The sequence below is a fragment of the Bacillus cereus group sp. N6 genome (assembly GCF_016483705.1).
In the GTDB taxonomy this organism is placed as follows: domain Bacteria; phylum Bacillota; class Bacilli; order Bacillales; family Bacillaceae_G; genus Bacillus_A; species Bacillus_A wiedmannii.
The window spans coordinates 1-20,857 of record NZ_JAEHBI010000065.1 but is presented as its reverse complement, the minus strand read 5'-3'; the positions used below and the strand labels follow the sequence as shown (position 1 = coordinate 20,857).

Here is a 20,857-nt window from a genome sequence, read left to right as displayed (position 1 = left end):
AGTATTTTTTTTCATGTTTTCAAATCGGAAACATGTATTTGGCCTGCTTTTTTGTCTGAAAAAGCTGAGTAGTTACCCTTATTTTATTCAAAAATCAATATCATAACAATATATAGATTCTGAAAATTGATTATGTTATTATTTTTCTATCAAGGGAGGATTAAACATGTTACTAAATGAAATAAAAGTTCCGCCTGAAGAACTTGAAAGAATTTCAAAAAATTTTCACCATGCAGGCATAGAGGCAAAAATGAAACATGAGAATCTCAAAAAAGATATTGATATGCTATATAACAGTTGGTATGGATTATCATCGCAACACTTTTTTATAGCTTTCAACCTTTCAAGAGGCATACTTGATACATACGTAGACAAGCTAGAATATATTGAAAAAAAGCTTGCGCAAATTGCCGAAAAATTTAGGAATACAGATGAAAGTTATATATTTGAAGAGAGTTCTAATCTATTAAAAACTAGTAAAGATTATATAGAAAGTGGATTGTATGGAGATACCTTAACATATGAAGTAACTGGAGAAATCCCCAAAAATTTTGACTCAATACCCTCTAAACTCCTGGCAGGAGAGCAAATTGGTGGTGATGCCTCTTACGGTAGTTTAGGTATCGCAGCTGGAGGAAAAGTAAGCAGTTCCGGCGGAGAAGCACACGGAAGCCTAGGTGTAGGTCCTTTTGGATTAGGATTTAAGTTAGGCGTAAATAAACACAATTAATGTAAAAAAGGGGTACTTTCACAATGTCATTTGAGACTATAAAAAAATTTTTTATCGGTTTTGGAACATTAATTTGTATAATCAATATCATTTCTATTTCATTTTTATCTAATTTAAATATTGGTTCAAAAATTAAAAATATAGCTTTTGTATTAATTTTATTCCTTATCATTTGGTTTATTCTTTATAAAGTAATTGCATTTATTTATAAAAAATATGAAATTCGTAAAAAATACTAAGGGAGATATGTCATGGAGAATACAAAAGAATTCCTTCCAATTGGAACTGTTATTACAATTTATGGACTAGAACAAAAGGTTATGATTTATGGAAGAAAACAACAACAATCTAACGAAAAAAAAATTTGGGATTATGTTGGTTGCCTTTACCCTTATGGTAACCTTTCAAAAGATTATAATGTTTTTTTTGATTATATACAAATTGAAGAAATTTTATTTACTGGATATGAGAATGAAGAAGAACTTTCCTTACGAAAAGAACTCATATGAATTTTTAAAGAGGATGCAAAGATGCATCCTCTTTAATTTATCTTCCGTCCGAAAAATGTAAAAACAAAAACATCTTTTGTCCATTTTCCTTTCCCATACATATAAAATACAAATCCACTAATACTAGTTAGTATAAGAAGCACAACGAAATATATCCAATTTTTGTTATTACCATTCTTTAAGCTATCTATAATTTGCTCCTTAGTATTTCCCATATAAACAAATTTTCCGTATCTACTAGGTAATTCTTTTATTACCTTTCCCTCTACTGATCCAAGTACAACTACATTTTCTTTATTTTCTACTGCTCTAAATGAATAAAAACTTTTTCTTCCATCTGCTAACTTTGTAGTATTCACCTGAATATCATTTATTCTTGTTGAAATTACATTCTGACTATTTAATTCCATAAATGGAGTTTCAAGAGACACATTTTCTTTATTTATTAATTTTAATTCTTTATTTCCAATATGTATTGGTTCATTATAAAAAGCTGTTACTTGGCCGTTACTCCATAACGAACGATTTGGTGCAGAAGTCTGTGTATAATATGTCGTTTTTTTCTTTTGAATTCGATTCACTACCGCATACCCATCAGCAAGTAGCGTTTCATCCCCTGTTACATGTTCAGAATATACCTCTCCCCTTACAAAGTATATACCGTTTTTAACCTCTTTATCGCTTGAAATCAGCTGTACATCACCGAGTTCATTCCAGACTAAAAAACTATTTAAACTCTTATACCCATAAAAAACAAATACCATTAATAAAATTGTAAACAATGCCCCTATTTTAATTGTTGCCTTTTTATTCACTGGTTGTTATACCCCCATATGCTACGAATACTTTTATCTTAATTATAATTAGAGATATTATTGATGTACATATATTAATCTTTTTTCCCTAAGCTAACTTTGCTACCTTCTATTTAAGTAAACGTCAAGTAACGCTGAATCTACACACTTATTTGTATTTTGCTCTTCCATTTCAGCCAATAATAAAGCTGGTGAAGCGTTAAGTTCTGTTTTCCGCACCGGACAACTAAAATATATACAACTTAACATCATATAATTCATATATATGCAACATTACATAAAAATATTTACTATTACATGCTATACTAAAACAGGAGTCGACAATCGTTATTTTCTTCTTATTTTTAAAGCAATATGGATATACCTTCTTAAATCATTTGGATTGTACAAGTAAAAGAAGACATCTTACTAGATGTCTTCTTTTCTTATATTTTTATGAATTCCTTTGAGCAGATGCTCTCCAAGCACGAAAAGATGTTGGGTGTCCAGAATGAGCTCTTTGCTTTGCAGCAGCAACAGCTGGTTTTTCTTCAATAGTCGTTGGTTTCTCTTCCACAATCGCTGATTTTTCTTCAAGAGTAGTCACAGCAGTTTGTATTTTTTCCAACTGCTCTTTTAAAGCTTGCTGTTCAATCTTTAAATCCGTAAGTAATCGTAAAATCATTTCAGAATTGGCCATAAAGATCCTCCTTCCCCCAATACACAGAATAAAATACAATATGTCATCAGCATAATACCCGTGACAAAATAAGGTCGTCAATTCTTATAAAATCTAAGTATCTTTTATTTTTCAAAAGGACCTGCTCAAGTTTATCCGTAAAAACATAAAGTAAATTAAATCCATTAATTAAATGGTCTTTATGGAAGGAGGAGTTAATATGGGATATGGCGGTAGTTGTGGTGGAGGCTGTGGTTTCGGCGGCGGATTTGCTTTACTTGTTGTGCTCTTTATCTTATTAATCATCGTAGGAGCTAGTTGTTGGGGCGGCGGATTCGGCTGCTAAAGGAAGGCACTCTTGAGAGTGTCTTTTTTTCTTATAATAATTAATTCCTCCTCTAGCTGCACCGAGTTTACATATATAATCCGTCATAATACCCTTGAATTGATTACTACGTCTCCTTTATATGAATTTCCCTTAAACAACAGGGCTTTAGAGTCATGAATATAATACAGTAAGTTTAACCCCCTGTTGGTATTATTTGCCCAACTTGTAATAGGAAGCACCTTGTCCTCAAACAAAAAGAAATAGTATGCTTAAACTGTAAGAGTACACTTATTGTAAAGAAACTTTAATTACAGCGTCTCTTTTTTGATCTAATAGCTCCATCAATTCCACAAAATATAGATTTAAATACAAAAAAACACTCCTAGTGAGTGTTTTTTAATATTTAGGTCCCATATAATCATAACTTTGATCTAATGCCTTAAATAAGTCAATCGCACTTTTTAATTCTTGTTTGTCAGACTTTAATTCTTCCATCTTTGTACCAATATCTTTCCTGAAGTTTTCTAAGTCACTAATTGCCTTCTTTCCTACTCCAAGTTGCGACCAACTTGATAGAAGTAAGTTATGAACATTACTTACTACACTTTTGTTATGATTTAAATCTTGAATCATATTCTCCAATTGCTGTAGGGCCTGATTTAAAGCTTCTTCATTTATATAAATTTGTGGCATAATACTATCCCCTTAATAATTTTCATCTGTCTTTTTATAATCATCAGCTTTCTTCTCAATAAAATCAGAGATTTCCGTTGCTGTACGTATATACCAAAAACTTAAATGTTCTACATGGGCACGTATATCGGTTATCTTGGCTTCTAAACGTTTACTTTCAGCTGTTTCTAATAAAGCCATCATATTTGAAATTAATCTCGGTACCTTATCTTGAAATTCTTGTGCATTTCGCTTCATATCTCTTACAGCTTGTTCTAGATTCCCTACAACTACACGAATTTCTCCGCTACCTAATAACTTACCAGGTGAATCATATACTCTTTCACCTGTATCTACATTCAAAAGATAAGGGCTTGCCAAATTACCATCCTTTCCCATCGGGAAATATTTATCATTTTGATAATGGTATCCAGGTTTATCTTTTATAGAATCTAAAAATCGATTCGCTTCAAACGCTATCCTTAGTTCTAATGGTAATTTAGAAATTGCTTCTTTTGAAGCGGGTGGTGTAACAGCATATGTAGAACCAATATGGCTATCATAAGGACCAAAGGGACCATACCCAATAGTATCTGATCCATGAACAATTGTAACAATCCTACCTGTAAATTCCCCGTTATTAGCTCGTTCCTGTAACTCTGGGGGAAGTAAGTGTTTCGCACTCGGTGCATTCCATGTCAAACACCTTATACTCTCATCAAACGCTGCAACATACTCAGATAAAGCACCGCCTAAAGAATGACCTGTAACATACAATTCTACATCTTTTTTCGCATAATCTTCTTTGATTTGTTTCATTACTTTTTCAGCTTGTTCAAATTGACTGTGGTATTCCCATTGTCCGTTCTCTTCGTTCCAATAGCGTCTTGGATCTTCCCCTCTTTCTCCTGCCTTTGGGGCTGGTGCTGGGTCATGAACACCGTCTCTCCTAATAAAAAACTTACCATCTGTTAAAGCATCCTTCATCCCTTCTCCAGGTTTTAAAGAATCCTTTTCAAAAATTTCACCTCCTTCTGTACCACGGAAGGATACCATTACTTGTGTTTTTCCATCTACTACTCTTTCAAACACTACAGCATCCATTCCTGTTTGTTTATCATGAAAAGTTTTTCCTCTATCCCATAATTGCATAGTATTTCCTTCAGGGTCTTTAACACTAAAAACTCCTTCTAAATCTTTATCACTCTTATAAGCAGCTCTGGCCATTTGATAATAACTCGAGTCTAAAACTTCATCATTTTTGCTCAAAACATTTCCCCTCCCAGAAGATTTAATATATTCTAAATATAGGATACCATTAATGGAGGGAATTGAATTGAGAAAAATCTTTTCCAGTTTGAGTATTATTTTTATATTAATCATTTTAGGAGGGTGTAACATGAATGATGATAAGAAAGAAGAAGAACAAAAAATAGTAAAAAATGCCGAAGAAGTAACTATTAAATATTTCAAAGAAAAAGAGAATTTAGAAGTAGTCATTACAGGACATAAATTTGCCCCAAGTGATTTTCAAACCGTTTTTATAAACGGGCATATAAAAGATGATAAGAGTAAAACCTTTTCTGCAGATGTAGAATACGGTGGAGAAAAATATCATGTAAGTTCCATGTCTCATTCTAAAAATTTAGAACTTAAAAACTAACACTGTAGGCACTCATAAGAGCATAGCCATCAACTTAAGAAAATGAATAAAATAATGAATTAGGGCACCCTTTCATGCAGTACTGTATGAAAGGGTGTTTTAATTTATGGCTATAAACAATGACGCACCAATCGAGGAACTTATGTATTAAACAGGTATGATTCAACCAAAACGAAAATTTCAGGCACAGAATCTTCTATTACTCTGTGTATTTTTAGGACAAACAATCAGTTCTGAGTCTTTAGTTACTCTTTGCACAAAATTAAATGAAGCCACTGTTACTTGTATTTCAACCCAGGCACTCAATAAACATTTGAACGAGAAAGCCGCATGCTTTAATTTTGTCACTCAACAAAATCAGAAAACAATTACAATTAAACCGATTATATTTTTCTTCTGAAGAATTACACATTTTAAAATTGACATAACACTTCATGCACCATATACTGTTAACAACAGTATACTGTCATTAACAGTATAAATCCTAATTCATTCTAGGAGGTATATCCATGAAACATACAGGAAGACATACAGGTGCATTTCTTTTGTTATTTTTGGCAGAAGGTGATAACTATGGCGGGCAATTATTGCAAAAGTGCGAGGAAGAACTTCCCGTCAATCCAATCGATAGTGCCATTTTATATCGCACACTAAAAAAATTAGAAAATGAAGGCGCCATTGAATCTTATGTAAGTACAGATCATCAAGACAAGCCAAGAAAGATGTACAAAATTACGCCTGCCGGAAAAGAACAACTGGCAGATTTTCAGAAGGATATTGAAGAAAAAATGAAGAACTTATCCTTTTTCTTAGACAAATATGAGGACTTAAAGGAATCCAATCATGATTAACGCCGCGATTCTTTACACTTTAGCCATTATTCTTACGGGGATTTCTTTTATGAAAGACCGCAATAAAACGAAAGAAGCTCTAATGAAGTCGTGGAAAATGTTTCGCAATCTTCTACCTGCGATGCTCTCCATCATGCTCTTCGTTGGCTTATCGCTTTCTATATTAACGCCGTCTTTCATCTCTTCTATTATTGGGGAGCAATCTGGATTGTTAGGTATTATTTATTCAGCGATACTCGGCTCCATTGCACTTATTCCAAGCTTCGTCGTATTTCCTCTTGGTAATACATTAGTCCAACACGGCGCAGGCCTTCCTCAAGTTGCGGCACTTATGTCTACACTCATGTCAGTAGGGCTTACAACATTACCGATGGAACAAAAGATATTCGGGCGAAGCTTTGCTTACGCACGTAATGCATCTGCATTACTCATGTCCCTCTTATTCTCTTATATCATTTGGGTGGTGATGGTATGAAGGAACTAAAAAGATATCGCTTCTTTTTCATTTTATTACTGGGGCTCTTTATATTAACTTTTATAAATCAATCTTTAGGATGGAGCGCATTACAATTAACAGGAAATAGCATTTTAGATATGCTGTTTCTACTCCCCCCTGTCCTACTATTTGTAGGATTACTTGATCAATGGGTGAAGAAAGAACCGCTCATGAAATATATGGGAGAAAAGTCCGGCATATACGGAATCCTATTTTCTTTATTATTAGGCGGCATTGCAGCGGGTCCTCTCTACGTTGCCTTCCCAATTGCAGCACTACTCTTACAAAAAGGCGCAAGCATTCGGTACATCGTATTTTTCTTAGGCGTTTGGACAACTGCGAAATTGCCAATTCTCGTGTATGAATTTTCTTCATTTGGAGCTACTTTTACACTCATTCATATTGGTTTCGGGCTAGTATTCTTTTATGTAATGGGGGTTCTTTTTGAGAGGTTTTATGATCAGGGGCAGTTGCTAAGGTATGATGTTACGGAAGAAATGTAAGATGAACAAACATTGGATAACAGACGCAGAAGATCGAACTGTTATTGTGGAAAAAGATAAACCAACATTAACAACCTGTTACCCTTTTAACTACATTGGTGACGCCCCAGTTCGATACATTATTGAAGCATCTTTAATTACTACTACTTAAAAGGAGCTGTCCCACGAGTCATTTTTTGACTATGTGACACCTCCTTTTTATTTTAGAAACATTACCATCACCTTAATTCGATACAGTATAATAAATATATAATACAGAAATTTCCACGTGCTTGTTTTGTAATATTTTTCGGAGGTGATTTTTTTGAATAAAAACGTGAATTTACTTCTTCAAATAGGAATTGGAATTATCATTATGATCGCACCTATTATCATCATAGGAGTAATGTATGATGGATCGACAGCTATGGGCAATTTATTAGTTGCCGAATTTATAATGAGAATACTTTCCCTCATTATCGGCCTTTTAGTCATTAGCAAAGCTTTACATCGTTATTCCCAATAGTTATTCATCCTCAAAAAGGAAAGCCATTGAACATACCATATTTATACAAATAAACTAACGATTATATTGTGTCCTCCATTGAGATTACACCGACCATTCTTCTGTATTAAAATATCCAAAACAAATGTTACGAAAGAAATATAAAAAAGACACCTTTCCTAGAAAAGATGTCTTTTTTATTTGAACCTTAATTCTCGTTCTGTAAAACCCTCGCTGCCTCTACTCCCTTTTTCTCTTCTTTTAAGAATAGCGATACGATAAAAGCAACAACAATAAAGATTAACCCTAGTGCAAATGCACCTTGGAATCCTGAAGTTAAACCGTTTAACTTCTCCACTGGATCCATTGGATTTGCGGAGCTTTCCATATACTGAGTTGTTCCTGAAGACATTTTTGAAATAAAGATAGCCGTACCAATTGCGCCAGCTACTTGTTGCAACGTACTAAATAGTGCTGTTCCGTGCGGATATAAATCTGGGGTTAATTGATTTAAACCGTATGTTTGTGCTGTCATGACAAACATGAGTCCAATCATTAATACGCTATGCATAACAATAATTTGTACCATTGATGTATCAGGCGTAATGCCTTTAAATAAGAACATTGCAATTCCTACTAACACAATACCGGGAACGATAATAACTTTCGGGCTAAATTTATCAAACAGTTTACCTGCGATTGGTCCCATTATGGCGCTAATAATACTTCCCGGAAGCATGATGATTCCTGATTTAAAAGCTGTAACGAGTAATACTGTTTGCAGGAACATTGGTAATAAAGTCATCGTTGAAAATAGCGACATCATCACAATGACGATTAATCCAACTGATATTGTGAACATCGGAACTTTAAATGCTCGTAATTCTAAAATCGGATTCTCAATTTTCAATTGTCGAACGACAAAAATACATAATGAGATAAGCCCAACAAGTAAAGTGCCATACACTTTCGCATCGGACCATCCTAAATCACCTGATGCACTAAAGCTATACACAAACCCGCCAAATCCTAATGTTGATAAAAGGATAGATGGATAATCTACTTTTGGCCTTGTTAACTCTGAAACATTTTGAATGTACTTCATCCCAATCATAATTGAAATGATCACGATGGGAATAACGATATAGAATAACCAGCGCCAATTTAATGAATCAACAATTACTCCAGATAATGTAGGACCAATTGCTGGAGCTGCCATCATCACAAGTGCGATTAATCCCATTGTGGCACCACGTTTTTCAGGCGGACAAATGATTAAAATCGTATTCATTAATAACGGTGTAATTAACCCCGTCGCTACAGCTTGGACGATACGGCCGACTAATAAAACGGAAAATGTCGGTGCGAATCCCGCAATTAATGTACCTACTAAAAACGTTACCATAGCGATCAAAAACATTTTTCTCGTTGTGAGCCATTGCTGAAGTAACGCTGTAATCGGGACTAAAACACCAACCACTAACATGTATGCTGTAGAAAGCCATTGAATCGTTGAAGCTGTTACGTCAAATTCTTTCATTAATACGGTTAACGCATTACCAAGTAACGTTTCGTTTAATAATGCAACCATTGCCCCTAAAAGTAATGCAATTAAAATGGGGGTATGTTTCAAATTAGAAGTATCAACTTTGCCACTTGTAGGGCTCTTAGTTGTCATATTCATGTACAAATTCTCCTCCTGTTTCTTACTAAAAAAACTTTAAATATACCTGAACACATGTAATATAATATACATATGTAGATTAAAAAGGGAGAATCAATTTTCAGCCATTGTATATTTAATCTACAAAAAAGGAGAATTGTAGATGAATGATAATGAAAAACCACTTGATTTACGTATTAGACGTACACATAAATTACTATGGGATTCCTTATTTGAATTAATGACGCAATCAAAACAGAAATATAGTACCATCACGATTAACCAAATTTGTGATCGTGCAATGGTACACCGAACAACCTTTTATAAACACTTTGCAGATAAAGATGCTTTATTAGCATTTGGATTTAAACGATACAGCAAGATGATTGCGGGAATACCGGTTTCAGATCGATTAAGTAAACCATTTCAAGTAATGGAACAATTTCTACACCATGAAGAAATCGGTAAAATATTAGAGACGCAAATGTCTGATGAACAATTTCTTAGCCGGACACAGTATTTAAGTCACGAAACGAGAAAACAAGAAATAGAAGCGTTAAATCAACTTTGCAAAAACCATACGATGCCAAATGATTTAATCATTGAATTTTATTCAGGAGCAATCACCTCATTAAGCGCATGGTGGTTTAAAAATGAAAGAAGCGTTTCTGGGGCTGAAATGGACAGGTATCTCCACCAACTTATTAACCGGGAGATTTTTCAATTTGAAGAGGAATAAGACTACACCTTTTCAATCATGCAATCAAATTGACCATAAAATAGGAATATGATATATTTTCCGTAGAATACTATATAAGTATGACATCAAATAAAATGGCATATAATAAAAAGAAGAGATGCGCTCACATCTCTTCCCTAACTGCTACCGCTTAAGGTCGTGGTTATTATAAGCTATTTCTTTTTGCGGAACCCACCCTTTTGCTTGTGACGGCGCGGAGTGGTTTTTTTGTTGTCCTTATCCAGAAGTTGCTTCCGCAAAAAATACGCTGAAACTTCGCGCACAGTCGCTTTCAGAAACTCTTTTACAAGATCAATCAAAAACTCCATATTATCACCTCCTTTCCTTCCGAATAGAAAGAAGGGATAACCATCCACCCTCACAATATGCAGTTACATATATTTCATCAAATGATTGTAAAGATATTATGTAAACAAATGAAATTTTACATAGAAAAAAAGCCCTTCTAAACCGGGCTTTTCTATCACCATTATTTAGCGATTTTCTTCAAATTCGAACTTTCTATAAGTGAAAGCATATCTATCTTTTATTAAGATGGACCATAACCAATAAGATGAGCAATTATAACTGCTATTAAACCGATTGAGTATTCAATTAGAATTAAAGGAAGAATCCACCTTGCCCACCTTGTCCATGAAATTCCTGCAATTGCTAATCCAGCCATTAGCGTACCACCTGTCGGAAAAATAATATTTCCAATACCATCCGCAAATGAAAAGGATAATACGGCTGTTTGGCGTGTAATGTCCAATAAATCTGCAAGTGGCGCCATGATAGGCATTGTCAACATCGCATGGCCACTACCTGATGCTAAAATAAAATGAATCGCTACTTGGAAGTTGTACATTCCAACAACACTTAAAAAAGGAGACACATGTTTCATTTCTTCCGATACTTGATACAGTAGTGGGTCTATAATATGCCCTTGATTCAATACGACTAAAATAGCGCGTGATACACCAATGATTAAAGCGCCACCGATTAAAGATGCCGATCCTTGTGTAAAAGATTCTACAGTATCATCAAGAGATATCTTGCCGAGAATTGCAATGATTATAGTTAAAATAATAAATAGGGCTGCAATTTCTTTTATATACCACTCGTACTTAATAACACCGAATACAAGAATAATATAGTTGATTAAAAAGGCCGTTAATATCCATTTATGTCTTTTTGTTAACTCTACTTTCGCTGTTAGTAGGCTGTCTTGCTTATTTGTATCGAATTTTCCGTAAATTCCGCTTGCAGGATCCCTCTTTACTTTCATAGCATGACGATAGACGAATGTAACCGCAATTACATATATGACTACGAATAAAATGAGGCGGAACCCCATCCCAGAATACATAGGAAGACCCGCTATCCCTTGCGCAAGCCCAACTGTAAACGGATTCATAATTGCCGTTGTAAATCCAACGGACGCTCCTACTAGTACCATCGCAGTTCCTGTTATCGTATCAAATCCAACCGCAAGAGCTAGCGGAATAAATAGAGGTACATACACTAAAGCTTCCTCAGCCATTCCCATTAATGACCCACCAAGTGCAAAGAACAGCATGATAATAGGGATCATTAACTTTTCACGGTTAGCAAGTTTTTTTGCCATCGTTGAAACAAGAGCCTCAACTGTGCCGGATGCCTTTAATACACCAAAAAATCCTCCGATAATAAGAATAAAAAAGATAATATTAGCAGCTTCTACCATCCCTGTAGGAATAGATTTTACCGTATCAAAAAATCCAAGTGGCGTTGATTCAATCCATTTAAATGAATTTGGATCTACTGTTGTATACCCATTTTTTACAATCTGTTCATATTTTCCTGCTGGCAATATATGTGTAATCACAGCCGCAATAACTAACAAGACAAGTAGCATTGCAAATACGTTTATTTTCCATTCCTTTTTTTCCTTTTTTTCTTCTGGCTCGAATGAAACTGCCTTCTCTGATACTTGACTCATATACCAATCCCCTTTGCAATAAAGTGAAACTTTAATCATTGGGGGATTCGTTCATCCCCCAATGATTATTACTTTTACAAGCAGCCGGCAGTCTGGTTTCCCCACTACCATGACGTACCAAGCTACCCATCAATTCTTTTACTTATAACACGCTAGGATTTAACTACCTTTTTACTAATTTCATTTACAAATTGGTTAAATAAACGTTGCTGTAGAGCATCCTTTTCCGACATCATTTCTGGATGCCATTGAACCGCCGCTACATAACGATGAGCTTTGGATTCAATAGCCTCTATTACACCGTCAAAGGACCATGCGCTCGCCTCAAAATCTTCCCCTAATGTTTTCACTGCTTGATGGTGAAAAGAATTAACCATTAAAGATTTTTGGCCAATAGCCTCATAAATTTTTCCCTCTTCCAGAAGATCTACAGAATGAGAGCCTTGCCATTTACGGAACTGTTCTCGAACATGGAAATATTCTGGCCCCATCTCGTGCTCTAAGTCTTGATAAAGAGATCCACCAGCTGCAACATTTAACACCTGTAATCCTCGGCAAATTCCTAGAATAGGAATATCTTTTTCTAAAGCCTGCTTTGCCAGATTTAATTCAAAATTATCCCGTTCTTCCTCTACAGTACCTATATACGATTTTGGAATATCACCGTAATAAACTGGATTGATGTCCGCGCCACCAGCCAATAACAATCCATCTAATTGATTAAGTGTGGACTCAATTTGATCAACTTCCTCAATTGGAAGTAGAACAACCGTTGCACCTGCTCGTTGAATTGAACGAATGTAGTCATAAGAAAAGATAGCCATATCTTGACCTGGTAGCCCTCGTAAGCCCTCCTTTCCTATTTCACTATGATCAATATAATACCCAGTAACACCAATTAGTGGTTTCATTTTCTCTCACCTCATAATTTAAATGGTTTCGTTGTCTTTCTCTGTTGAAATTGTATACTCTTAACCTCCCTTTTCTAACAAGTGGTAAAGAATTAAATATGTAAATTACTACTCTACTCGTTTCATTATTTCTTTACACACCATTGATATAAGCAAATATCGTGCCAACATTGAAATTAAAGTGATTATTTACATACTTTTAAATATTTTGTCGTTTTATCGGTGTTTACTATGTTGAAATGTATTATAATTGGTTATTAATTGGTTACATAATAACCAATTAATAACCAACTTTAGACCAATTACATTCAACTAAGAGGTGCTCTATGAACAAATTTGAAACCAACCACATTGTATTGATCACCGTTTTAAAAGAAACACGAAAAGCCTTACATCAACAACTAACGGAGATGGTAGGTGATCTCATAGATATTGAAAGTTTTTCTGTAGAAGAAAGTATTCCAAAAGTATTTCATTCTACATTAATTGTATTACCTAATACATTTACGATAGAAACGGTGAAAGACTTTATTGGGGAAAACTGCGAAGTAATAATAGCAAAACGAACATTAAATTATGAAAACGTGGACCAGCTTTTATTTTTACCAGAAGGAACACAAGCCCTATATGTGAATGATAATCATGAAACAGTATACGAATCAATTGAAACTATGCGTCAATTAGGGCTAAACCACATTGAATATTTCCCATACTATCCTGGAAAAACGAATATACAAATGATCAAGCTTGCAATTACACCTGGCGAACTTGAAATTATCCCTGACTTTGTAGAAAAAGTAATTAATATTGGTCATAGATTAATAGATATTACTACAATCATGTCCATTCTAGATCGATTTCATTTAATGGAGGAATCAGGTAACCACGTTTCTGAGAGATACTATCGAAAAATAGTAGATTTAACAAAGAATCTAGCTAAAGCTCATCGACAACTTCATCAAGTTATTGATGGTGTTGGTGATGGCATACTAGCTATTGATTATGAAGGAAGAATTGTTGTCTTTAATGAATTTCTGGAAAGCATGCTGAAAATAAAAAGTAAAAACGCTATTGGTCATCCGATTGATGCCATTATTGATAACATTGATTTAGTAAACTTCATCCTTTCAAATAAGCAACAAGAAAGCGGAATATTTGTTGTAAACGGCTTGGATGTAATAGTGGAACGTCTACATATAAATGATCAATCAATTATTGTTACTTTTAGAAATGCTCTTAAGACCATCGGATTTGAACGGAAATTGAGAAAAGAATTTGTCAAAAAAGGATATGTAGCAAAATACAACTTCCATAATATCGTTGGGATTAGCTCTACTATTCAAGACACGAAACAAATTGCCAAAAGATTAGCTAAGACTGATTTAACTGTATTAATTGAGGGTGAAAGTGGTACCGGAAAAGAGTTGTTTGCAAGTGCTATTCACAATGCTTCCAAGCGAAATAGCGGCCCTTTTCTTGCTGTTAACTTCAGTGCCTTATCGGATGATTTAGTCGAGAGTGAATTATTTGGTTATGAAGACGGAGCGTTTACTGGAGCCAAAAAGGGCGGGAAAATGGGATTATTTGAACAAGCAAATGGTGGCACCATTTTTTTAGATGAGATTGGAGATATTAGCCTGAAACTTCAAGCACGACTACTTCGAGTATTGCAGGAAAAAGAGATTATGCGCGTTGGTGGAAGCCAAATAATCCCGATAGACGTCCGGATTATTGCAGCAACCAATAAAGATTTACTGAAAATGATTCAAGAAAATGTGTTTAGAGAAGACTTATACCATCGGCTTAAAGTACTCTTTATACACCTCCCAGAATTAAGAGCTCGTCGAAATGACATTGAATTATTAGCTAAACATTTTGTTGCGCTATCGGACCCTAAAGTTAAAATTGAACAAGAATTAATTGAAGAACTGCAAGGATATCCATGGTACGGAAATGTAAGAGAACTTAAAAATACGATAGATTATATGCTTGCTGTACGTACCGGAAACCAAATAACAAAAAATGATTTGCCTAATCAACACTATTTTCAAAAGCCTCCACATAAGAAAATAGATAGCGACCAAGCCGAGAGTATAACACCCTTTTCTTCAAGTTCAAACGCTCTTGATCAAGAATCTCTTTTCATCCTTACGCTCATCATGAATTATGAAGAAAAAGGAAAGGCAATCGGAAGAAGAATTATTTCTGAAAAGAGCCAAGAAGTCGAAATGAAATTAACTGAGGCACAGGTTAGACACCGATTGAACTTCCTGAAAATGAAAGGGTATGTGCAAATAAAAAGAGGTAGAGCAGGGATTAATTTAACAAGAACAGGGTTGGAGATTGTACGTAATCTTTGATTACTTATCATCAGTGTTATTGCCCATATACTCTCAAAATACGTCATTACAACTCTAATGTGGTATGGATTATACTCATTATTAGCCCACCTCAAAATTCGACTCTACCTAACTTCTTTGTTCCAGCCGAATTTTGAGGTGGGAGTTTTACTGCCCATTACTGCCGGATAAAAAGGCTGGTTTATCACCGTCTGTATTCGGTTTATTTACACCTAAGTTTCCGCCAACGTGTAAATCAGGTGACTGTGCCAACTTCACAACGAAAGCCGCAACACTTTTACGTGACACTTCCGTTCCTTTATACGGCTCACCTTTTTCTGTAATTTCATATTCCACTTCATCATAATCCGTTAACCACGCTGGTCGTAATACGGTGTATGCAAGATTTGAAGCCTCGATTACATCAACAGCTTTTCGGTACGGTCCTAAATATTGACCAATCGTACGGTTATTCCATTTCCCAAACTCTCCTGGCACTTCATCATAAATGCCGAGCGAGCTAATAAAAATAAGACGTTTTACTTCCATCTCTTCCATCACATTCACAACCGTTTTTGCCTGCTCTTCTAAATCATCACCAGCTAAATTAGCATACACTACATCTTGATTTACCATCGCCTCTTGTAACGTTGCACGATTTAAAACGTCACCTTCCACAATACGTACACGATCAGAAGCATATTGCTGTACTCGATATGCATTTCGTAAATATAATGTTAACTTTACGTGCGTTTCATTTAAGAATATATCAATCGCATAACGCGCAATTTGTCCGTTTGCCCCAACAATTAATACGTTCGTCATAGTCATAACTCCCTTTCCTATTTTTTATAAGGCAGTAGAAAATGTTTCTACTGCCTCGTGAGAATCAAATTATAAATGTTTTCCAAGAAACTCCGTTGCCTTCACTACAGCTTGATCGACATACTCAGGAATATCGTACAGATCAAAGTGAGATCCACCTTCCAAAACAACTAATTCTTTCGGTTCGTTCGCTAATTCATATGCTTCTTTACTTTGCCAAAGTGTTCCTGCTTTACTTCCTGCAACTAATAGAAGTGGTTGTGTTAATAAAGAGCTCATTTTTTCATCGATTGCCGTAAACGCTAAAATTTTATCAAAGCTTGAAAACAGCAGTTTATTTACTGAATTCGGATGCTGCGCTCTAGCTGTTCTGTAATATTCATATCCTTCAGCTGTTTCTGAATCTGTATTTTCATCAATTTCATGTGGTACGTAAGAAAGATACATCGGATCCGCACCATTTGCTTCAGCGGTACGTTGTTTTGCGACTGCATCAAGCGTCTCAATTGCATTCGATATTGGAGCATCACCATTCCAGCCTTCGCGGAACGTTCTTCCCATATCTGCTGCGCTAATTCCTACAACCGCTTTAATACGACGTTCCGTTTGCGCTGTACGTATCGCGTAACCACCACCAGCGCAAATACCAACTACACCAATTCGCTCTGGATCAACGAAAGGAAGTGTCGTTACGTAATCTACCGCCGCTCGCACATCTTCTACTCTAGATGTTGGATCATCAAGATAGCGAGGTAGCCCTTCACTTTCCCCTTGATACGCCGCATCAAATGCTAACGCGACATACCCTTCGTCCGCTAACTTCTGAGCGTAAAGACCCGCTGTTTGTTCTTTCACTCCACCACCCGGATGTAAAACGATAAGAACTGGGTACTTCTTGCTATCATCCATTTCGTTTGGTACATGAAGATTACCAGCCATGTTCAAATTATATTTTTTAAACGTTACTTGCTTTTTCATATTAACCTCTCCATTTCATAGTCGTTTTTTATTGATACATTTTCATAATTAATCTTCGATGTTAAACCATGGTCCTGAAGCCTCAATAACATTCCACAGCTTTTCTGGAAGCTCCAGTTCACTTACTGTTGATTTCTTAATTGATACTTGAATTTCATCTTCTTTTCCGTCCTGCACTTTCTCTACCCAGTCTGGATTCATAATTAACCCGTGACCAATTGCCGCAAGCGTGATTCCTTTTTCTAGCGCTAACGAAGCATCATCTGGCGTTACCATAGAACCAGCGGCCATTAACGGAATTCTGCCGTTTACATGATTGGCGATTAACTCAAGGTACGTTTTCTCGTCCTGACTATCAACTGGTTTTGCAGTAAGAGCGCTCGCTAATGAAGCGTGAACATAGTCAACGTCCGCTTCAATCAGATAATTGATTAACTCATACGTGTCTTTCATTCTTAAAGCACCTTCTTGCGGTTCGTCAGGTGAAAATCTGTATCCTAACGCGAACGGCTTCTTCGCGTGCTTTTTAATAACAGCTTGAATTTCACGAACGACTGCTAGCGGGAAACGTAAGCGATTTTCTAAAGAACCGCCCCACTCATCTTCACGTCTATTAAAGAATGGTGAGAAGAAGTTTTGTAGTAAAAATCCGTGCGCACCATGAATTTCAACGCCGTCAAAACCAGCTTCAATTGCTCTTCGCGTCGTTTCTCCAAAATCACGAATCACTTCTAAAATTTCATCGTGCGAAAGTTCTCTCGGTAATACAGATGGTGCAAACGGAGAAGCTTCTGTTTCTAAAGCACTTGCACTCACTACATCCCCGCCTGGCGTAAAATCAGGTAACGCTTTGTTCCCTGCATGGAAAATTTGAAGAATAGCCGGAGCTCCGCCGCTCTTAGCCGCATCCGCTAACTTACGTAAACTTGGAATAAACGCATCATCATAACCTGCAAACTCATTTGTAAAACCGATACCATTCGCCTGTACGTGTGTACATCCCGTAATCACAAGCCCGACTCCGTTTACTCTCTTTTTGTAATACGTCACTTCTTCATCTGAAATCGTATAATCATCATTACCAGCCCAAGTTGTCATCGGTGCCATCACGACTTTATTTTTCAGAGTAACACCAGATTTAAATGTAAATGCTTCAAATAAGTTGTTATATTTCGGATTCATAATTGACCTCTTTCTCGTTGTTTTTCATATATAAAATTGTCATTATTTTGTTATTTGTTCTTTTGAAGAAAGTTACTTAGAGCACGAAATGTGACTGCATCCCCCTCTTTCATTAAGAAATGATACTCGGAAGAATTAATGCACGTTGATGTATTATCTCTCCCGTGTGTATAATATAAAATGAAAAAGAGATGTTTTCAAACGTCAATTTTAGTGAATTCACGCATTAATACACACATCCATAAAAATTGTGTATTAACTATAAAGAAAGTTTGGTGACACAATGGAAAAAGTCGATCGAAGGATTATTAAATCAAAAGAAGCAATCAAAAACGCTTTTATTGAACTCATGGCCGAAAAAGGATTTGATAAAATTACAGTAAAGGACATTTGTACCACTGCAGACGTCGGAAACAGAACATTCTACCTTCATTACCTCGATAAATATGATTTACTAGACAAACTCGTTGTAGAACGTATCGAAGCGCTAAAAACACTGTGTGCTCCCCTCCATGATTTAAGCTTTAGAGAAGCATGCATCGCTTGGTTCGAAAACATGGAACAGCACTACTTCTTCTTCTCAACGATGCTAGCGGGAAAAGGAGCTTCCGCTTTCCGCAAACACTTCTTTGACTACATCATCGAACAAATAAAAGATGACATAGCTGTTAAAGAAGGTGTAAACAAAGGATTTAGTGAAGACATGATCATCACATTCTTCGGCTACGCTATTGTAGGAGTTGTGGAAACATACTTTATGAAAGGACTTCCTGATCCGCCGGAAGTTGTCGCGGAGCAGCTTGGATTACTATTAGATCGGAACTTTTAAATGAAAAGAGGCTGTTTTATAAACCGATGGAACCGGATTATAAAACAGCCTCTTTATGATGGAATAAAACGTCGATAAATTTAAGTTACAAATATTCAGAATTAATATTAAAATAAATAATGGGGATAGGGGTATGGGATTATAAAGTGAAACTTTAATCAGTGGGGGTTTTGTTCATCCCCCACTGATTATTAGTTGAACCAATCGGGCATTTACGGGCAGTTGATCTCCCACCTAACTTCTTTGCTCCAGCCGAATTTTGAGGTGGGAGTCTTACTGCCCGTTAATGCGGGGTAAAATTTATACATAACGAGGGAATAGAAATGAAACTACAATTAAAAGCAGATTTAGGGCTACTACTAGTTACCTTCTTTTGGGGTGCATCCATCTTACTTACAAAGGTTGGACTTGAAGGCATAGAAGAATACAACTTAATCGCATTACGATTTATTATTGCCTTTCTTTTATCAGGTTTAATATTTTACAAACATTTATTCAAAGTCGATTTTAAAACTGTAAAATATGCATTTATACTCGCTTCTGTCTTATTTATCGTTTACATTTTCGCGACTTTCGGTACAAAGTATACGAGTGTTTCTAACGCTGGCTTCTTACTATGTCTCACAGTCATTTTCATTCCGATATTATCAGCTATATTTTTAAAACACATCCCGGAAAAGAAAGTTATAGTAGGAATCTTTTTAACGATAATAGGAATCGGCTTATTAACATTAACTAGCGAATTCAAGATCGGTAACGGTGATATATTTTGCATACTGTCTGCCTTATTTTATGCCATTCACGTTATCATTACTGGAAGCGTAACGAAACATGTGAACTCCATTGCACTTGGAGTCATACAACTCGGTTTCGTCGGCCTATTTAGTCTTATTTTTTCATTCATTATCGAAACGCCAAAACTTCCTAGCACAACCAACTCATGGCTAATCATCTTAGCCTTAAGCATATTTTGCACCGCAGTCGCTTTCATCGTGCAAGTAATCGCCCAGCAATACACGACGCCTACACATACAGGGCTTATTTTCTCATTAGAACCTGTCTTTTCCGCAGGCTTCGCTTTCGTTTTCACAGGTGAAACGCTCACAGGAAAAGGATACTTAGGCGCGACACTTATATTAGTAAGTGTGTTGATTGCTGAGGTGGATTTTAAGGCGTTGTTGCGGGTTAATTATAAGAAGAATATGGAATAGTTATTTCGCTAAAGTACATAAACATACCCCGAAAATATTCGTTTGTATTATTTTCACCCTCTTACCTTATTTTTTTTAGATGCTACCTTCGAATAAGGTAGCATCTAAAACATGTTACAAAGAATTATTATATTTATGTAGCCTGCATAGTTAACCTTTTCTACATTACTTACTGCACATAGTCATAAAGATTTTTCGCTAACAATAAACAAGTTACTGTAATGAAAAGAGCACGAACATACCCGCTTCCTTTTTTTATAGCAAACTTGGAGCCAACAACTCCTCCAGCAATTTGAGCAATCCCCATTATAAAACCATACGCATAGTTTACTTGCCCTACATACATAAATATTAACAATGCACCAACATTACTTCCTAAATTAAGAAACTTCGCATTACCTGCTGCTTTTAAAAAATCGTAACTACTCAGCTTCCTCACGGAAGCTTTTTTAATTTTACTAGTTTCATATGCCTCTCATTTGTAAATACT

24 protein-coding genes and 2 pseudogenes are annotated in these 20,857 nt (G+C 35.7%); 14 read left to right on the top strand and 12 right to left on the bottom strand.

Annotated elements, in window-relative coordinates; genetic code table 11:
• Nucleotides 1-166 precede the first annotated feature (166 nt).
• Genes JDS99_RS27610 through JDS99_RS27600 form a run of 3 tightly spaced genes read left to right on the top strand, consistent with a single transcriptional unit; the run spans nt 167 to nt 1,239 of the window.
• Entirely contained in the window at nt 167-730 is a 564-nt protein-coding gene (locus JDS99_RS27610; RefSeq protein WP_199696119.1) for a WXG100 family type VII secretion target, read from the top strand.
• 23 nt (nt 731-753) lie between these two features.
• Nucleotides 754-969 (top strand): hypothetical protein, encoded by a 216-nt coding sequence (locus JDS99_RS27605; protein ID WP_199696118.1) that lies wholly within the window; start codon nt 754-756, stop codon nt 967-969.
• A 12-nt stretch (nt 970-981) separates the two neighbouring features.
• Entirely contained in the window at nt 982-1,239 is a 258-nt protein-coding gene (locus JDS99_RS27600) for a DUF4176 domain-containing protein (RefSeq protein ID WP_199696117.1), read from the top strand.
• Between the two features lie 32 nt (nt 1,240-1,271).
• On the opposite strand, the gene JDS99_RS27595 is transcribed toward JDS99_RS27600, so the two are convergent.
• Nucleotides 1,272-2,054, bottom strand: a complete 783-nt coding sequence (locus JDS99_RS27595) for a hypothetical protein (RefSeq protein WP_199696116.1) — start codon at nt 2,052-2,054, stop codon at nt 1,272-1,274.
• Nucleotides 2,055-2,487: 433 nt separating this feature from the next.
• A complete protein-coding gene (locus JDS99_RS27590) occupies nt 2,488-2,733 on the bottom strand; it encodes a hypothetical protein (protein WP_046957167.1) in 246 nt (81 codons plus the stop codon).
• Between the two features lie 199 nt (nt 2,734-2,932).
• Between JDS99_RS27590 and JDS99_RS27585 the strand changes: the two genes are divergently transcribed.
• A complete protein-coding gene (locus tag JDS99_RS27585; RefSeq protein WP_000540377.1) occupies nt 2,933-3,058 on the top strand; it encodes a YjcZ family sporulation protein in 126 nt (41 codons plus the stop codon).
• Nucleotides 3,059-3,436: 378 nt separating this feature from the next.
• On the opposite strand, the gene JDS99_RS27580 is transcribed toward JDS99_RS27585, so the two are convergent.
• Both JDS99_RS27580 and JDS99_RS27575 read right to left on the bottom strand, forming a co-directional pair.
• Nucleotides 3,437-3,733, bottom strand: coding sequence for a hypothetical protein (locus JDS99_RS27580; RefSeq protein ID WP_001135691.1), 297 nt, complete (start codon nt 3,731-3,733; stop codon nt 3,437-3,439).
• Between the two features lie 12 nt (nt 3,734-3,745).
• The gene (locus tag JDS99_RS27575; protein ID WP_097890626.1) at nt 3,746-4,981 is read right to left on the bottom strand and encodes a lipase family protein; all 1,236 of its coding nucleotides are present in this window, start codon (nt 4,979-4,981) and stop codon (nt 3,746-3,748) included.
• Between the two features lie 130 nt (nt 4,982-5,111).
• Between JDS99_RS27575 and JDS99_RS27570 the strand changes: the two genes are divergently transcribed.
• The 6 genes and pseudogenes from JDS99_RS27570 to JDS99_RS27545 all read left to right on the top strand — a co-directional run bounded on the left by JDS99_RS27570 (nt 5,112) and on the right by JDS99_RS27545 (nt 7,730).
• The gene (locus tag JDS99_RS27570) at nt 5,112-5,375 is read left to right on the top strand and encodes a hypothetical protein (protein WP_345943237.1); all 264 of its coding nucleotides are present in this window, start codon (nt 5,112-5,114) and stop codon (nt 5,373-5,375) included.
• 509 nt (nt 5,376-5,884) lie between these two features.
• On the top strand, nt 5,885-6,226 hold the full coding sequence (locus JDS99_RS27565; protein ID WP_088608497.1) for a PadR family transcriptional regulator: 342 nt from the start codon (nt 5,885-5,887) through the stop codon (nt 6,224-6,226).
• Nucleotides 6,219-6,701, top strand: a complete 483-nt coding sequence (locus JDS99_RS27560) for a hypothetical protein (protein ID WP_199696114.1) — start codon at nt 6,219-6,221, stop codon at nt 6,699-6,701. The genes JDS99_RS27565 and JDS99_RS27560 overlap by 8 nt, the downstream gene beginning before the upstream one ends.
• On the top strand, nt 6,698-7,225 hold the full coding sequence (locus JDS99_RS27555; RefSeq protein ID WP_199696113.1) for a permease: 528 nt from the start codon (nt 6,698-6,700) through the stop codon (nt 7,223-7,225). Before JDS99_RS27560 ends, JDS99_RS27555 begins: the two co-directional genes overlap by 4 nt.
• Nucleotides 7,224-7,376 (top strand): annotated as a pseudogene (locus tag JDS99_RS27550) (class D sortase); the annotation flags it as partial. The gene JDS99_RS27555 and the pseudogene JDS99_RS27550, both read left to right, overlap by 2 nt.
• Before the next feature lie 153 nt (nt 7,377-7,529).
• A complete protein-coding gene (locus tag JDS99_RS27545; protein WP_199696120.1) occupies nt 7,530-7,730 on the top strand; it encodes a hypothetical protein in 201 nt (66 codons plus the stop codon).
• Nucleotides 7,731-7,917: 187 nt separating this feature from the next.
• Here the strand turns inward: JDS99_RS27545 and JDS99_RS27540 are convergent, their stop codons facing one another.
• Entirely contained in the window at nt 7,918-9,393 is a 1,476-nt protein-coding gene (locus JDS99_RS27540) for an MDR family MFS transporter (protein ID WP_199696112.1), read from the bottom strand.
• 142 nt (nt 9,394-9,535) lie between these two features.
• Between JDS99_RS27540 and JDS99_RS27535 the strand changes: the two genes are divergently transcribed.
• Nucleotides 9,536-10,111: a TetR/AcrR family transcriptional regulator gene (locus JDS99_RS27535; protein ID WP_199696111.1), complete on the top strand. Its 576-nt coding sequence runs from the start codon at nt 9,536-9,538 to the stop codon at nt 10,109-10,111.
• Between the two features lie 173 nt (nt 10,112-10,284).
• Here the strand turns inward: JDS99_RS27535 and JDS99_RS27530 are convergent, their stop codons facing one another.
• From JDS99_RS27530 to JDS99_RS27520, 3 genes are all read right to left on the bottom strand, one after another.
• The gene (locus JDS99_RS27530; protein ID WP_098123565.1) at nt 10,285-10,440 is read right to left on the bottom strand and encodes a hypothetical protein; all 156 of its coding nucleotides are present in this window, start codon (nt 10,438-10,440) and stop codon (nt 10,285-10,287) included.
• A gap of 221 nt (nt 10,441-10,661) precedes the next feature.
• Entirely contained in the window at nt 10,662-12,092 is a 1,431-nt protein-coding gene (locus JDS99_RS27525; protein ID WP_199696110.1) for a YfcC family protein, read from the bottom strand.
• Between the two features lie 152 nt (nt 12,093-12,244).
• Nucleotides 12,245-13,003 carry a gamma-glutamyl-gamma-aminobutyrate hydrolase family protein gene (locus tag JDS99_RS27520; protein ID WP_199696109.1) on the bottom strand — a complete coding sequence of 253 codons (759 nt, stop codon included), beginning with the start codon at nt 13,001-13,003 and terminating at the stop codon, nt 12,245-12,247.
• A gap of 326 nt (nt 13,004-13,329) precedes the next feature.
• Between JDS99_RS27520 and JDS99_RS27515 the strand changes: the two genes are divergently transcribed.
• Nucleotides 13,330-15,363: a sigma 54-interacting transcriptional regulator gene (locus JDS99_RS27515; protein WP_199696108.1), complete on the top strand. Its 2,034-nt coding sequence runs from the start codon at nt 13,330-13,332 to the stop codon at nt 15,361-15,363.
• 147 nt (nt 15,364-15,510) lie between these two features.
• Here the strand turns inward: JDS99_RS27515 and JDS99_RS27510 are convergent, their stop codons facing one another.
• From JDS99_RS27510 to JDS99_RS27500, 3 genes are all read right to left on the bottom strand, one after another.
• The gene (locus tag JDS99_RS27510; RefSeq protein WP_199696107.1) at nt 15,511-16,167 is read right to left on the bottom strand and encodes an SDR family oxidoreductase; all 657 of its coding nucleotides are present in this window, start codon (nt 16,165-16,167) and stop codon (nt 15,511-15,513) included.
• 69 nt (nt 16,168-16,236) lie between these two features.
• Nucleotides 16,237-17,145 carry an alpha/beta hydrolase gene (locus tag JDS99_RS27505; protein ID WP_199696106.1) on the bottom strand — a complete coding sequence of 303 codons (909 nt, stop codon included), beginning with the start codon at nt 17,143-17,145 and terminating at the stop codon, nt 16,237-16,239.
• 48 nt (nt 17,146-17,193) lie between these two features.
• Entirely contained in the window at nt 17,194-18,327 is a 1,134-nt protein-coding gene (locus JDS99_RS27500) for an NADH-dependent flavin oxidoreductase (protein WP_199696105.1), read from the bottom strand.
• Nucleotides 18,328-18,610: 283 nt separating this feature from the next.
• On the opposite strand from JDS99_RS27500, the gene JDS99_RS27495 reads away from it, so the two are divergent.
• Complete coding sequence (locus JDS99_RS27495) at nt 18,611-19,156, top strand: TetR/AcrR family transcriptional regulator (RefSeq protein WP_199696104.1); 546 nt, start codon at nt 18,611-18,613, stop codon at nt 19,154-19,156.
• A gap of 323 nt (nt 19,157-19,479) precedes the next feature.
• Nucleotides 19,480-20,367 carry a DMT family transporter gene (locus tag JDS99_RS27490; RefSeq protein ID WP_199696103.1) on the top strand — a complete coding sequence of 296 codons (888 nt, stop codon included), beginning with the start codon at nt 19,480-19,482 and terminating at the stop codon, nt 20,365-20,367.
• A gap of 169 nt (nt 20,368-20,536) precedes the next feature.
• Here the strand turns inward: JDS99_RS27490 and JDS99_RS27485 are convergent.
• Nucleotides 20,537-20,788, bottom strand: a pseudogene (locus JDS99_RS27485) (TSUP family transporter); the annotation flags it as partial.
• Nucleotides 20,789-20,857 lie beyond the last annotated feature (69 nt).

Bases quoted from the DNA above. Each gene is read 5' to 3' on its own strand.
- JDS99_RS27540 (WP_199696112.1), bottom strand. From the start codon at position 9,393: ATGAATATGACAACTAAGAGCCCTACAAGTGGCAAAGTTGATACTTCT.
- JDS99_RS27590 (WP_046957167.1), bottom strand. From the start codon at position 2,733: ATGGCCAATTCTGAAATGATTTTACGATTACTTACGGATTTAAAGATT.
- JDS99_RS27585 (WP_000540377.1), top strand. From the start codon at position 2,933: ATGGGATATGGCGGTAGTTGTGGTGGAGGCTGTGGTTTCGGCGGCGGA.
- JDS99_RS27530 (WP_098123565.1), bottom strand. From the start codon at position 10,440: ATGGAGTTTTTGATTGATCTTGTAAAAGAGTTTCTGAAAGCGACTGTG.
- JDS99_RS27535 (WP_199696111.1), top strand. From the start codon at position 9,536: ATGAATGATAATGAAAAACCACTTGATTTACGTATTAGACGTACACAT.
- JDS99_RS27560 (WP_199696114.1), top strand. From the start codon at position 6,219: ATGATTAACGCCGCGATTCTTTACACTTTAGCCATTATTCTTACGGGG.
- JDS99_RS27525 (WP_199696110.1), bottom strand. From the start codon at position 12,092: ATGAGTCAAGTATCAGAGAAGGCAGTTTCATTCGAGCCAGAAGAAAAA.
- JDS99_RS27510 (WP_199696107.1), bottom strand. From the start codon at position 16,167: ATGACGAACGTATTAATTGTTGGGGCAAACGGACAAATTGCGCGTTAT.
- JDS99_RS27565 (WP_088608497.1), top strand. From the start codon at position 5,885: ATGAAACATACAGGAAGACATACAGGTGCATTTCTTTTGTTATTTTTG.
- JDS99_RS27505 (WP_199696106.1), bottom strand. From the start codon at position 17,145: ATGAAAAAGCAAGTAACGTTTAAAAAATATAATTTGAACATGGCTGGT.
- JDS99_RS27515 (WP_199696108.1), top strand. From the start codon at position 13,330: ATGAACAAATTTGAAACCAACCACATTGTATTGATCACCGTTTTAAAA.
- JDS99_RS27495 (WP_199696104.1), top strand. From the start codon at position 18,611: ATGGAAAAAGTCGATCGAAGGATTATTAAATCAAAAGAAGCAATCAAA.
- JDS99_RS27555 (WP_199696113.1), top strand. From the start codon at position 6,698: ATGAAGGAACTAAAAAGATATCGCTTCTTTTTCATTTTATTACTGGGG.
- JDS99_RS27500 (WP_199696105.1), bottom strand. From the start codon at position 18,327: ATGAATCCGAAATATAACAACTTATTTGAAGCATTTACATTTAAATCT.
- JDS99_RS27490 (WP_199696103.1), top strand. From the start codon at position 19,480: ATGAAACTACAATTAAAAGCAGATTTAGGGCTACTACTAGTTACCTTC.
- JDS99_RS27610 (WP_199696119.1), top strand. From the start codon at position 167: ATGTTACTAAATGAAATAAAAGTTCCGCCTGAAGAACTTGAAAGAATT.
- JDS99_RS27580 (WP_001135691.1), bottom strand. From the start codon at position 3,733: ATGCCACAAATTTATATAAATGAAGAAGCTTTAAATCAGGCCCTACAG.
- JDS99_RS27570 (WP_345943237.1), top strand. From the start codon at position 5,112: ATGAATGATGATAAGAAAGAAGAAGAACAAAAAATAGTAAAAAATGCC.
- JDS99_RS27600 (WP_199696117.1), top strand. From the start codon at position 982: ATGGAGAATACAAAAGAATTCCTTCCAATTGGAACTGTTATTACAATT.
- JDS99_RS27605 (WP_199696118.1), top strand. From the start codon at position 754: ATGTCATTTGAGACTATAAAAAAATTTTTTATCGGTTTTGGAACATTA.
- JDS99_RS27520 (WP_199696109.1), bottom strand. From the start codon at position 13,003: ATGAAACCACTAATTGGTGTTACTGGGTATTATATTGATCATAGTGAA.